The 13623-nt window shown below is 58.9% G+C and carries 7 protein-coding genes and 6 pseudogenes; 9 read left to right on the top strand and 4 right to left on the bottom strand.

The genetic code is table 11. The annotated features are described in order from the left end of the window. Positions 1-36: 36 nt before the first annotated feature. The 6 genes and pseudogenes from CTP10_RS35710 (at position 37) to CTP10_RS35685 (ending at position 3851) form a co-directional block, all read left to right on the top strand. Positions 37-330: a hypothetical protein gene (locus tag CTP10_RS35710; RefSeq protein ID WP_233528337.1), complete on the top strand. Its 294-nt coding sequence runs from the start codon at positions 37-39 to the stop codon at positions 328-330. 828 nt (positions 331-1158) lie between these two features. Beyond that, positions 1159-1683: a hypothetical protein gene (locus CTP10_RS35705; protein ID WP_116322527.1), complete on the top strand. Its 525-nt coding sequence runs from the start codon at positions 1159-1161 to the stop codon at positions 1681-1683. Positions 1684-1788: 105 nt separating this feature from the next. After that, positions 1789-2208, top strand: coding sequence for a MarR family winged helix-turn-helix transcriptional regulator (locus CTP10_RS35700; RefSeq protein ID WP_116322550.1), 420 nt, complete (start codon positions 1789-1791; stop codon positions 2206-2208). Positions 2209-2341: 133 nt separating this feature from the next. Next, positions 2342-2776 (top strand): universal stress protein, encoded by a 435-nt coding sequence (locus tag CTP10_RS35695; RefSeq protein WP_116322526.1) that lies wholly within the window; start codon positions 2342-2344, stop codon positions 2774-2776. 30 nt (positions 2777-2806) lie between these two features. Then, a pseudogene (locus CTP10_RS35690) lies at positions 2807-3059 on the top strand (RNA polymerase sigma factor); the annotation flags it as partial. 63 nt (positions 3060-3122) lie between these two features. Then, entirely contained in the window at positions 3123-3851 is a 729-nt protein-coding gene (locus CTP10_RS35685; RefSeq protein ID WP_116322549.1) for a TerC family protein, read from the top strand. A 61-nt stretch (positions 3852-3912) separates the two neighbouring features. Here the strand turns inward: CTP10_RS35685 and CTP10_RS35680 are convergent. Together CTP10_RS35680 and CTP10_RS35675 are read right to left on the bottom strand one after the other, a co-directional pair. Then, positions 3913-4038 (bottom strand): annotated as a pseudogene (locus tag CTP10_RS35680) (IS6 family transposase); the annotation flags it as partial. Between the two features lie 422 nt (positions 4039-4460). After that, positions 4461-4883: pseudogene (locus CTP10_RS35675) on the bottom strand (ISKra4-like element ISBugl3 family transposase); the annotation flags it as partial. Between the two features lie 92 nt (positions 4884-4975). Here CTP10_RS35675 and CTP10_RS35670 point away from each other — a divergent pair. The 3 genes and pseudogenes from CTP10_RS35670 to CTP10_RS35655 all read left to right on the top strand — a co-directional run. Continuing rightward, positions 4976-6180, top strand: a protein-coding gene (locus tag CTP10_RS35670; protein ID WP_116322548.1) for an IS3 family transposase whose coding sequence is annotated in 2 segments (ribosomal slippage) — positions 4976-5294 and positions 5294-6180 — 1206 coding nt in all. Because the reading frame shifts where the segments join, the coding sequence is not laid out codon by codon here. Between the two features lie 625 nt (positions 6181-6805). Next, positions 6806-8127, top strand: a pseudogene (locus tag CTP10_RS35660) (IS4 family transposase). 223 nt (positions 8128-8350) lie between these two features. After that, positions 8351-9208: pseudogene (locus tag CTP10_RS35655) on the top strand (IS110 family transposase); the annotation flags it as partial. Between the two features lie 24 nt (positions 9209-9232). Here the strand turns inward: CTP10_RS35655 and ybaL are convergent. Then, a complete protein-coding gene (gene ybaL, locus CTP10_RS35650; protein ID WP_116322524.1) occupies positions 9233-10951 on the bottom strand; it encodes a YbaL family putative K(+) efflux transporter in 1719 nt (572 codons plus the stop codon). Positions 10952-11604: 653 nt separating this feature from the next. Further along, positions 11605-13522, bottom strand: a pseudogene (locus tag CTP10_RS35645) (aconitate hydratase). Between the last annotated feature and the right edge of the window lie 101 nt (positions 13523-13623).

Here is a 13623-nt window from a genome sequence, read left to right as displayed (position 1 = left end):
CAGTGGTCGGCGTCAAGGGAACCGTCGAGACAGCCAATGGCGTCGACGGTGGACAATTCGATCGCGCCGGGCTTTGGCAAGTGCCTGGACGGATGGGCCAATCGCGATCTCAATCCCAGCGCGATCATTGCGCTTTCGCGCGCCGTCGACGCAGCGATGAAGAAGGTCTTCAATTCCTGGGGCGCGGGCAAGTTTGATCCCCGACACAATATCGACGGCATCAGCAAGCCGGCGGTGATACCCCCGCATACGGCCTGGCAGGCATTCATCGCATCACCTTTACGGGCGATGGTGAAGACATTGCCTACTGGAGCCCCTATGTCGCAGTAGCTGAAATAGCAGTCTTGGCTCCGTGTCCCGAGCCCCGCCTGACTTGGCCGAGTACCTGAAATCGTTGTGACCATGGTCGGTTCCATGACTCGTCGCATCAGGATCGATCACCGGACACGGCACTTTCGAGAACCAGCGCGCACTGCCGGCCTTACACCAATCGCAGGCGCGCCACAGCGCGCCGCTACGCTCGCTACCAGGTCCTGCTCAATTGAAGGAAGGCATGCGTTTCATCATCAGCACCGCTCGCCCCTGGCATTGCCGGCATAGGGGGATGCGCGCCGCAATGAGATTGCGCTCGCTCGACGGACAAGCCTGGGCGCCGATCAGGTCGCTGTCGTGGGAGTAGGTTCAGGAGGGCGATGCCACCCTAGACGTGCACGTCGATTTCCAGATGGCCTTTGGAACGATGGGGAAGGCCATCGCAAATGACCCTGTCCTGTTCGCCTGCGGTCCTGGGATGTCTGGCCGCCCACTGCGCAAGCCATCTCGGACCCATGCTGATCGGGTCTATGACCAGAAACATATCGTCCGATATCCGCAGGCAAGACCTTAAAGCCGTATCTGCGGGTGGTGCCGCACTTCCACGAATATTCTGCGTGGACCACAAAGGGTTCCCGGACGTGGTTCATCGAGTGCTATCGGCTTGAATATATCACAGTATGATATAAATTTAGGTATGAGGACATGCTCTACCGGGTCCAGGAAACAGGCTGTTCGCGTTCGGTCCGGCTGCATCTGTCTGCCTAGGCTGGGTTTGCCGTGCTTCTTGCCAAGTTTGTCGTCGGAGACGGTGTCACCAGGCCTCGCTCACTGCAGGAGGACATCATGGAACTTCGCACGCAATCGCACCACTTAGCGCGTCGAACGCCAGACTGGCGCGTCGCCGTCATCGCCGGACTTGCTGCGGGGGTGATCTTTCTGCTACTGGAAGTGCTGGCGACGTGGATTTTGGGAACAAGCCCGTGGGTACCGTTGCAAATGACGGCAGCCATCGTCATGGGGCACAGTGTTGTTTCGCTACAGCCTACCTTTGACCTAGGCATCACGCTGGTGGCGTTAGTGGTTCACTTTGCGCTGTCCGTCATTTTCGGACTGGTCCTGGCAGCAATCATGGCGTTGTTTAGATTTGTCTCGAGTATCGGTATGGCCGCACTAGCGGGTGCCATCTTTGGACTGGTTGTCTATGGGCTTGCCTTCAACGGCATGACTCGAGTTTTTCCGTGGTTCGGGGATGCGCGCGGCGCTGCTAGCCTCGTTACACATCTCGTGTTCGGACTGGTGGTTGCCATTACCTATATGAAACTAGAGCGTAAGCTCGACAACCGTGTCACGACGCCTGCCAAGAGGTGACGCCAGCTTGACAGGGACTTGGTTGGTCAAGGCACATGCTTCGCTGCAATAGCAGTCCAATGTTGGGCCGACCAAGGGTCACTGGCGATGTCCAGGGAGCAGAGTATGAATCCTGACACGCGATACGACGTAACAAAGCAGAACTTCGAAGCGCTGTCCGAGTTTCGGTACGAACTGCGCCGCTATTTGCGATTTTCCGAAGTAGCAGCGCGCGCGGAGGGCATCACGCTCTTACAGTATCTGCTGCTGCTACATATCAAAGGCTTCCGCGATCGCGATTGGGCAACGATTGGGGAATTGGCAGAACGCTTGCAAGCCGCCCCAAACGGCGTCGTCGCCTTGGTGTCGCGCTGCGAGGCGGCAGGGTTGGTGACCCGCTTGCAGAGTGACGCGGATCACCGCCAGGTGGAAGTGCATCTGGCGGCGCGAGGTGAGCGTTGCCTGATGCATCTGGCAGCGCTTCACAAAATCGAGCTCAAGTCATTGGGTTCGGTTTTCAAGATAGCAAAGCTGTCGATACCCTAGCCTCTTTTGGCCGGATGGACGCATTTGCTTGCGATGCATGGGCAATGCCGAGATCTCAAACGATGTCCCGCGGAGAAACAAGTCTATCCTTTAGAGATAGCCACCCGCGGCATTCAATAGAAGGAGCTATAAGATGTTCAAGCACGTCCTGCTACCCACCGATGGATCCGATCTCTCCAGGAAAGCTGCGGCGGCTGCCATCGAATTTGCGAAGTCAAGCGGCGCGAAGATCACCGCCTTCACTTGCATGGATGAATATCCCTTCCTGCAATCGAGCGATGCGAGTCACCAGACACGCAAGACATTCGAGGAGCACGCTGCGGCGGACGCGCGTGCTCGCCTGAACCAGATCGTCGCGGTTGCAGAGGCGGAGGGTGTCGCCTGTGGCACCGATTTGACGACATCGACCACACCATATAGGGACATCGTGACGGCAGCCACCCGACACGGTTGCGATGTAATTTTCATGGCATCCCACGGCCGACGGGGCCTTGCCGGTCTGCTGGTCGGAAGTGAAACGCAGAAGGTCCTCACGCATTGCACGATTCCGGTCCTCGTCTATCGCTAGGACCTTCCGCGGATTTGCTGGGCATGGAAGCGGGCAGAAGGCCAAACGCTACAAGATAGTCGAGCCCCATTGCAAGTGTTCTCGTTGCGGGCACTTGATGAGTCGAGCGTCGAAGAGGTTGCGCAATGGGTCGAAGTTCCCAAGGCCACGGTGCGTACCTGCTTCTTCCGTGCGCGCGAACTCTTGCGCGAAGCGCTGCCCCGTGCAAATGGATGTCGCGCTTGAAGATGCATTCTCATTTGCAGAAGAGCGCTGTGACCGCATTGTGGAAGCTGTTTTGGCCCTCTCCACGGGCGGCCTTTCCGGGTTATGCCGATGTTGGATTTCATTTTTGGACTGGACGTTTATGCTCGAATCCATCGAGACGCTCCATTGGGGCGCCGTATTCCAGATCGTTCTGATTGATATTTTGCTCGGTGGCGACAACGCTGTTGTCATCGCCTTGGCCTGTCGCAACTTGCCAGTCAGGCAAAGGATTAAAGGCATACTTTGGGGCACGGTCGGTGCCATCTTGCTTCGAGTCTTGCTCATCGCGTTTGCACTCACGCTGCTGGAAATTCCTTTCCTTAAGGTGGTGGGTTGTGTCCTGTTGGTGTGGATAGGAATCAAGCTCCTTGCGCCTGAGGAAGATGAGCACGGGAAGATAACAACCGGTGGTACATCGGTTTGGTCTGCCGTCAAAACCATTATTGTTGCCGACTTTGCGATGAGTCTGGACAACGTTATTGCCATTGCAGGCGCAGCCCAGAATACCCACGTGGATCATCATCTGTATTACGTGATTTTTGGCCTGTGTGTGAGTGTACCGATCATTGTGTGGGGCAGCACGCTGGTACTGAAACTGATAGATCGTTTCCCGGTGGTCGTGACATTGGGTGCAGGATTGCTGGGCTGGATTGCCGGTGGCATGCTGATAACTGACGTCGTTGTTGTCGAGCACTTGGGTCAGCCCAGTTCAATGCTCAAATTGACTGTAGAAATCGTCATTGCACTGCTGGTCATTGCCTCAGGGAAATGGCTTGTGGCACGCAGGCGGCGGAACATGTCAGTCAGTGAGAGGTCTGCGGCGACGTAAGGTGTGTCTCTGTCGCAATAAGGGCGTGGTGACGAGCGAAGTGGGCGAGTCAAAAAGTCGCTCAAGCGGCCAAGGAATAGAATTGCTCTGCAGCGGACGGAGTGCTCCCATCGGGGTACTGCATCTGTCCCTTGGCGATCATATGCATCAACTCGATGCCGCTAAGGAGAATGGGCGCGCAGCGAAAGGCCAGCCCTGCGCGCGCAGCGACACGTGACGAATTCATTCAACACACTCCGTCATTAATTTAGCTTCCACCTGGTGCGCAGCCTTGGGCCTTGTCCATGTTGCGAGTCCTTTGCCGGGAGGGAGTCGAACCCTCTGGACTCCAACGAAAGGTTTCCGCTTTCACATCCCCCTTTTCCAGGCTTTCCCTGGCGCGATGTCATTTCCCTTCACATCTGGAGCATGGTTCTCACGTTCCGTACCAAAGCATGCGCTTAGATCATGCCGCCTATACACCGGCTGCCACCGGGCCCGTAAACAGGTGCCGTCCCGGTTTGTCCTGAGGCGCTTGGCCAACCTCAGTTTCGACAGCGTCCTAGGCAATAACGATGCGGGGAGTGGAAAGAAACTGGGGGATGCGCCCGTTTACGTGCTCAGTTGGATCTACGGCGACCGAAAGTGTGGGTACTTACAGATGAATTGCTCCTCCAGCTTGCCATCGAGCAGTTCGACTCGCGCCTCGAGAAGGTAGTGGGCACCGTTGATAGACCACCGCATCTGCTGTCGTTTGGACAGACGGCGGGTGATCAAATGATTCATCACTGATTCTGCCGGAGCGGTAGAGATTCGCCTCCCCGCCCGCCTTGCGCGCGCATAGTCAACAAGGATGGCTGCGTTGTGCTGGAGAAAACTGAGGAGTCGATTGGCAGCACCGAAGGTAGTCGCTGCGGCAGGGCCATAGAAGCTTTCACGCTTCAACGCCTCCACTTTCATGGAGGCAGCCAACGTCCTGGTCAACTCTATACCTATTGCCGCTCGGCCTCTCCACAGTGCATCTCGTATTTTGCGCCATATCTTTTCGCACTGGAGCGGCCCCCTGAAACGCCGGACACAGTCCCCCATTTGCAATAGCGGGTCGGCATACGACTGTGTTTATGACTAAAACGAAGCAGGAATTGGTGGAAGTGTTGACGGGGCCGGAGCGCCGGCGGCGGTGGTCGCCGGAAGAGAAGCTCGCGATGGTGCGCGAGAGCTGCGAGCCGGGTAAGACGGTGTCGATGGTGGCGCGCCAGCATGGCGTAAATCCGAACCGGCTCTTTCATTGGCGCAAGCTGTACCAGGATGGCAGCCTGTCTGCGGTCAGTGCTGGGGAGGAGGTGGTGCCAGCTTCGGAGTTGAGCGATGCGCTCAAGCAAGTTCGTGAGCTGCAACGCCTGCTGGGCAAGAAGACCATGGAGAACGAGATTCTGCGCGAGGCAGTGGAGGTGATGAAGTCGCGAAAATGGATTGCGCGCTCACCCTCATTGCCGGGGGACGACCTGTGAAGCGGGTCTGCGAAGTTCTCGGTGTAGCGCGCTCGAATGTGGCAGAGAAGCTGACTCGTCCTGCGGATTGGCGGGATGGGCGCGGCGCCAGGCAAACCGACGATGCGGGGTTGGTCGAGGAGATTCGGAATGCGGTCGCGCATCTGCCCAGCTACGGCTATCGCCGGGTCTGGGGTGTACTGCGTAGGGAGCGCGAACGCCACAGTGCACCGCCCGTCAATGTGAAACGGGTCTATCGGGTCATGCGTGTACACGGCCTGCTGTTGCAACGCAGAGCGGTTGCGCCGAGGCCTCAGCGCCGGCATGACGGCAAGGTTGCTGTAGAGAAAACCAATCAGCGCTGGTGCTCTGACGGCTTTGAGTTCCGCTGCGACAACGGCGAGCCATTGCGCGTGACGTTCGCCCTGGACTGCTGCGACCGAGAGGCGATGAGCTGGGCGGCGACCACCGGCGGGCATAGCGGTGATGTGGTCCGCAACGTGATGTTGGCCGCCGTCGAGAATCGCTTTGGAAACGTGCTGAAGACGCCGACGGAAATTGAATGGCTGACCGATAATGGCTCGGGCTACACGGCCGACAAGACCACGGCGTTTGCGTCGGCCATCGGCCTGAAGCCGCTGACCACGCCGGTCTGCAGCCCGCAGAGCAACGGGATGGCCGAGAGCTTCGTGAAGACCATGAAGCGTGACTACGTCGCCTTCATGCCCAAGCCAGATGCGGAGACGGCGGTTCGCAATCTGGCCATCGCCTTTGAGCATTACAACGAGCAGCACCCCCATAGCGCCCTGAATTACCGCTCCCCGCGGGAGTTCAGACGTGCGCTGGCCTTATCAACCTAAGGGTGTGACCGTGTCCGGGGACACGGGGGCAAATCCACGCACCGTGAGAAGATCTCTGGGCGCGGTAGAATGTAATGGCGCGAGAACAGCGGTGATCGTATCGAGTGAAGTTTCATCGCAAGGTGGAACCAGTCGAGCATGGGTGACGCTACTCGAGGCGCGATTTGGGTCACCAGGCTTCGCATCCCGCTTGCACCGTCGTTAACGACGTCCACGAACGTCGACAGGAGACCAACCGCACTGCTTCAAGGCTGCGCTCACTAAAACACGCGCCAGGGTTCGACGAGGAATTGCGCAGGCAAATCGCCTTGTCATCCTACCCTCTCGTTCAATTCGGCCTGCGAGCACCTCGAACTTCGAGATCTCCTCGAATGGATAGGCTGTAACCACAGTACTGTCAATAGCCATCGAAAGCGATTTCGCCCGTTCCTCGCTCTGAGGATCCGAGCCCCACCCCAATGCGAACCAGAGGGTTCGACTCCCTCCCGGCAAAGGCTAAGAGCCACCCCTTTCAAGGTGACGAAGAATAGGGCACGCTCCGTGTTCTCGAAGCGAAATCGGAGTCAGTGGCGTGGTACTGGACGCAGTGGTGGAACGCTTTATCGAACACAGCCCGATCAGCGTGATGGCGCGCCTGGGGTTGCAACGCGCTCTCGATCCGGCCTGGATCGACGAGTTGTTCGAGCAGGAGCGGGAAACGCAGTACACGCGGGAGCTATTGTTCTCGACCACGGTGGAAATCATGTCGCTGGTCGCCGTGGGGCTGCGGCCGTCGGTGCATGCGGCGGCCAAGGCCAGTCCGGCGCTGCCGGTTTCCATCACCGCGCTGTACGACAAGATCAGCCGGACCGAGCCGGGACTGGTTCGTGCCCTGGTGCAAGGCAGCGCGCGGCGGCTGGGCCCGGTCGTGCAACCGATGTTGCGCAAGCAGCCGCCCTCGGTGGACGGCTATCGTCTGCGCATCGTCGATGGCAGCCACTTGCCGGCGAGCGAAAAGCGCCTCAAACCATTGCGTGGGTTTCGGGGCGCGGCCTTGCCCGGGCAGTCATTGGTGGTCTACGACCCGGATACGGCGATGATCGTCGATCTGGTGCCCTGTGAGATGCCCATGCCCAGGAGCGGGCCATCATGGAAACCCTGCTCGAATCGGCCCAGCCTGGCGAGTTGTGGATCGCCGATCGCAACTTCAGCACCCGGGCGATCCTTGCCGGCTGGCAGCAACGTGGCAGCGCCTTCCTCGTGCGGGAGCACGGCCGCAATCCGAGCCCGAGCGAACTGGAGCCGGCACGCGAAATGGGCCGGGTCGAAACCGGGCTCGTGTACGAGCAGGCGGTCAGCATTCTGGATGATTCGAACACGCCACTGGTGCTGCGGCACATCGAGTTGCATCTGGATGGCGCGACCGAGGATGGTGACACCGTCATCCGCCTGCTGACGAATGTTCCGGCAACCCACCTGACAGCCGAGGCCGTGGCCAGGCTGTACCGGCAACGCTGGAGCATAGAGAATCTGTTTCAGCGACTCGAATCGGTGCTCAATAGCGAGATCCGTTCGTTGAGTCAGCCGCGCGCGGCGCTGCTGGCCTTCGGCGTGGCAGCGCTGGCGTATAACGTGCTGAGCGCAATTGCGACAGCGGTGAGAATCCGGCATGAACTGGATAGCAGTGACATCGAGCTCTCACCGTATTACCTCGCCAGCGAAATCCGGGCGATGTATGCCGGCATGATGATCGCTGTGCCGGCCGAGGTATGGCAAGGCTATGACCCGCTCACACCGACCCAACTCGGCCGTGAGCTGCTCAGGATGGCGAAGCACGTTGATCCCCGCGCGATGCGCAAACATGTGCGGGGACCGAAAGCGCCCAAGAAGAATGGCTATGTTGCCGGCTGCGTGACACGACGGCATGTGTCTACCGCCCGTGTGATCAAGGCTGGACGTGTCGATTAATCACCTTGAAAGGGGTGCCTTTAACTGCCCTGCACACAAAAAAACTGACAGGCCCGTGGAATTTGACATCAAGGCAGCCTTTGATCAGATGGTATGGACGCCTCCCCCCGGCAACGGGGCGCCGCTTACCTGCAAGAGGAACTGTAAGGATCCTCGCTGCCGTGGCATCCCTATGCCAAAGTGGAGGTGTCGATTGCAACGACCCTGATCGGGAGGATCCAAAATGAAGCTTATCGTCATCGGCATGGATATTGCCAAGTATGTCTTCCAACTTCATGCGGTGAATGCCAACACCGGAGAAATCGAGCGCATCAAGTTGAAGCGGAGCCAGGTCACCGACTTCTTTGCTCAACGGGAGCGTTCACTCATTGCCATCGAAGCTTGCGGCAGTGCCCACCATTGGGCACGAGAACTGCAGAAGCTCGGCCACGAAGTGAAGCTCATCTCTGCGCGATCGGTTCGTCCCTTTGTGTTGCGTAATAAAACCGACGCTGCCGATGCCCGAGCTATCTGGACAGCAGTCCAGCAGCCCGAGGCGCGGTTTGTTGCGATCAAGAGCGAGCAGCAACAGACCATTCTGGCGCTGCACCGCATCCGGGCTCAACTGATGAAGTTCCGGATCATGCAGACGAACGCATTGCGCGGCTTACTCTATGAGTTTGGTGAAGTCCTTCCGGAAGGTTATCGGGTATTTGCCGAAAAAATTTCTGGTGCGCTCGCCAAGATCGCGAATCGCTTGCCAGCCATGCTGATCGACAGCCTACGAGAGCAATGGGCACGCGTGCAGGCAACCGACAAGGAAATCGCTGCGCTGGAACGTCGGCTCAAGGTTGCGCTTCGCGACAATCAGGAATGCAAGAAGATCGCTGAAATTCCTGGCGTGGGCCTGCTAACCGCCACGGCTGCGGTGGCTGCGATCGGCGATGCCAAAACGTTTCGCTCCGGGCGTGAATTCGCTGCCTGGCTAGGCTTGGTACCGAAGCAAACGGGCACCGGCGGTCAGGTGCGCCAGCTCGGCATTAGCAAGCGAGGTGACACCTACCTGCGCACCCTGCTCATACACGGCGCAAGATCGGTGATCATATCGAGGCTCGTGTAAGGCAAATCAAACTTCTGCGTCGTGATTGCTTTGCGGTACAAAGCGCCCAAGAACGTGAGCAGACATACCCTTCGCAAGTTCCTCTTCCCCGAAGAAGACAGCGCCCAACTTCTCCTTGCGAAGAAGCTGCGACTCGTCTTCGCTGTGCGTGCGAAGGACGATCTCAACTTGAGGATTTAGCGTCTTGGCCGTTTCGACCATCTGACGGACAGAGAGGGGCTCGGGCACAGCCACGACAAGCATAGCGGCATCGGCTATATGAGCTTGAATCAGGACGGCGGGGTCTGCGGCATTCCCGGACACTGCAGCAAAGCCTGCCTTTCGCAGGCCTTCGACTAGCTGGCGGTTCTCGTCTGCGATGATGAAGGGAATACCACGTTGCTGCATCGCGCTAGCAATCCGTCTCCCAACACGGCCATAGCCGACCAGCACGACCTGACCCCGAAGGTACTTACGTTCGGTGCTCGTCGGTAATGCGGCGTATGGGTCTCCACGTTGCTCTAGTCGGCGCGCCACGGAGGAACGCGCCAGGATCCAGTCGCGCACGGGCTCCACCGCAGCGAATATTAACGGGTTGATCGCAATGGAGATCAAGGCGCCGGCCAAGACAAGGCTCATGCCCTCTTCCGGCAGTAAGTTGAGCGAAACTCCCAAGCCGGCCAGGATGAATGAGAACTCGCCGATCTGCGCGAGGCTGGCGGAAACGATCAAGGCAGTGTTCAGCGGATAGCGGAATGCCAAGACCAACGCAAAGGCTGCCAGCGATTTGCCCAGGACAATAATGGCGACCACCGCCAGTACGTGCAAGGGTTGCTCCCGCAGAATCTCTGGCTTGAAAAGCATGCCCACGGATACGAAAAACAGCACCGAGAACGCATCGCGCAGCGGCAAGGACTCTTGCGCGGCGCGATGGCTGAACTCCGACTCACGCATCACCATTCCGGCGAAGAAGGCGCCTAGCGCGAATGACACATGAAACAGCTCGGCAGCACCAAATGCAATGCCGATCGCCACAGCCACAACAGCAAGCGTAAACAGTTCCCGCGAACCGGTTTTGGCCACCTGCCACAGCAGCCAAGGCAGCACACGCCGACCGGCAATCAACATCAATGCGATGAAAGCCATGACCTGCAGCAGAGTCTGTAGGAGCGTGACGCCCAGAGACTCTGAACTTTGCGCCGACGCGTTCATTGAGCCGCCAAGCAGGCCGGCGAGGGGTGGTAACAGGACAAGCACCAGCACAGTCGCCAGATCCTCGACCACCAGCCAGCCGACGGCGATCCGGCCGTTCATCGTTTCCAGTACACCGCGGCTTTCTAGCGCTTTCAACAGAACAACGGTACTGGCGCAAGACAAAGACAAGCCGAAGATCAGACCAGTGCCCCAATGCCAATCCCAGGTCCACGCGATGAGCGTGCCCAGCGCCGTGGCAAGTCCCATCTGGACGACAGCGCCGGGTATGGCAATGCGCTTGACCGCTAGCAGGTCACTCAATGAGAAGTGCAGCCCAACGCCAAACATCAAAAGCATGACGCCGATCTCGGAGAGCTGGGATGCCAGATTCACGTCGGCGACGAAACCAGGGGTGGCAGGTCCTATAATGATGCCCGACACAAGGTAGCCGACGAGCGCCGGAATCTTGATGCGTTCGGCGAGAAAGCCTAAAACGAGAGCAATGCTGAACCCTGCGGCGATCGTGGTGATTAGTGTTAGGTTGTGATCCATGCTTCGTCAGCGGGGGGCCATCTAGGCAAATGGCCGTGAAATGCGGGGAGAAGAGGCATTGTAACGGTAGTGACCGTTGCTGCAATTTGAGGCAGGCGACCCTGTGATGCGTTGAGGTCTCTGCATCGGCTCTGTCGCGGCAAGGAGGTAAATGCGCTCCCGGGTCTACCAGGTAGATTGCGATCAGGGGGCCAGCGAATTGAACTGCTCTGCAGCGGACGTAGTGCTCCCATGAGGGCGCTTCATCGGGCCGGTTGAATGGAATCTTCAATGGGTTCATGCTGCTTTTCCAGGCTCTTGCGAGTACACGAAGCAGCTGCTGGCGATGAGCAGGCCTCGGGATGTCTTAGCAATGCAATTTTTCCTAAAGCATTTGGCTAGCGGGAAAGCTTGTTTGCACCCACGAGTGGTGCCTGCGATGGCTTGATCAGCTCGCCATAGACACCAATGTCACGAGATGCCGAAGATGCGGGCGCACGGATCCAGACCCAGTGCTCGCTCTTTCGACATATCTCTCGAGTTCTTCAATACCGCATTCAGCAAGGCATATTTTGGGAGCTTCTTTAGCAATGAACACCGGCACGTCACGCCTTGTGACTGTCATCATCTCCCGTGGGAGAAGCCTGGTGGCGGGCGGACCATTCGACCCGTGATCAGTTCCGCTCACGCATCCAATTGATCAGGCCGCCGGCGCACAGCACCGCGACCTGACGCGGCGAGAGTTGGTGAGTCAGTATTAGCCGGTCGCCGCTGCCCTCGATGCTGGCCTCAATCTCGGATCCTGCGGCCAGGGCAACGTCGAAATGCTCGAGCACCAGCACGTCACCCTGTGCGAGCTTGTCGTAGTCACTTCCGTGCTTGAACGTCAGCGGCAGCACCCCGAAATTAATCAGGTTCTGCCAGTGAATACGGGCGAAGCCTTTGGCGATGACGACGCGCAGGCCCAGATACCGCGGCGCGATGGCCGCGTGTTCGCGGCTCGAGCCTTGCCCATAGTTCATCCCACCCGCGATGGCGTGGGCGCCAGCGGCTCTTGCGCGCTGCACATAGTGCTCGTCGAGCTGCTCGTAGACGAAGTCGCTGATAGCGGGAATGTTGCTGCGGTAGGGCAGCACGCGGGCACCGGCCGGCATGATGTCGTCGGTAGAAATGTTATCGCCGACCTTGAGCAGCAGCGGCAGCCTAAGCTTGTTCGGTAGCGGACCGAAGTCCGGCAGTGAATGGATGTTTGGGCCCTTCAGCAAAGTCTGCGCACGAGCCTGCTCGTATGTCAGCGGCGCCATGAGATTCTGCGTGTCAACTACGGGATCCTCCGGCTCGACGATACGCGGATAGTCCATTCCTAACCCGCGCGGATCCGTGATTCTCCCAGTCATGGCCGAGGCCGCAGCTGCAGACGTGATCCTCGCGCGTGCCGGAACGGCCCGCGAAGTTGCGCGGCACGGTGCGCAGGCTGTTCTTCCCGGTGGCCGGGGCCTGGCCCATACCGATGCAGCCGTTGCAGCCGGCCTGATGCAGGCGAGCACCGGCGTGTAGCAGGTGAATCACGTGCCCGTCGCGCATCAAGGTTTCCAGCATACTGCGAGAGGTCGGATTCACGTCGAACGAGACATGTGACGCCACGGTGCCGTTCCGGACGATCTGGGCCGCCACTGCAAAGTCACGGTAGCCCGGATTGGCGGAGGATCCGATATAGGCCTGATAAATTTCTTCGCCGGCCACTTCTCGCACCGGGACGACATTGCCTGGACTGGACGGTTTGGCAATCAATGGTTCGAGCAGCGACAGGTCAATTTCGGCCTCTATGTCATAGCGGCAGTCAGCATCGGCCAGCAGGCTGGTGAAAGCATCCTCGCGACCCTCGGACGCGAGAAAACGTCGCACTGCTTCATCGGCGGGAAATACACTGGTCGTCGCGCCGAGCTCGGCACCCATGTTGGCGATCACATGTCGATCCATCGCCGACAGCTTGTCCAGGCCCGGCCCGTGGTACTCGATGATGCGGCCGATGCCGCCGTCGACCCCGTATCGGCGCAACATTTCCAAAATCACATCCTTGGCGCTGACCCAGTCCGGCAACTCGCCGGTCAACTTGATGCCCCAGATTTCCGGCATGTTCAGGTAGAACGGCTCACCGGCCATCGCCATGGCAACCTCCACTCCGCCCGCTCCGATCGCCAGCATGCCTAGTGAGCCGGCCGCGCAGGTATGGCTGTCCGAGCCGAGAAGCGTCTTGCCCGGACAACCGAACCGCTGCATGTGTGTGGGGTGGCTGACGCCGTTGCCAGCCCGGCTGTACCAGACGCCGAAGCGCTTGCAGGCGCTGAGCAGGAATAGGTGATCGTCCGGATTTCTGAAGTCCTCCTGCAGCAGATTGTGGTCCACGTACTGGGCGGAAAGCTCAGTCTTGACGCGGTCCAGCTGCATCGCCTCAAGCTCGAGCATGACCATCGTACCGGTGGCATCCTGGGTCAGCGTCTGGTCGATGCGCAGCGCAATCTCCTCGCCAGGGTGCGTACGACCACTGAGCAGGTGTGTGTCAATCAGCTTCTGGGCGACACTTTTTCCCATGGTTTGCCTCTATTCGGTGAGCGGTGTGAGGGACGACGCCTCGCAATTGGGAGTCCATTCCTGGATAAGAATGGGCGGCAGACTTCACTGCAAGGACCTCA

Origin of the sequence: Cupriavidus sp. P-10 (genome assembly GCF_003402535.2) — a bacterium.
Lineage (GTDB): Bacteria > Pseudomonadota > Gammaproteobacteria > Burkholderiales > Burkholderiaceae > Cupriavidus.
Note: the sequence above shows the minus strand (reverse complement) of the source record. Positions and strands in the feature narration are given on the sequence as shown.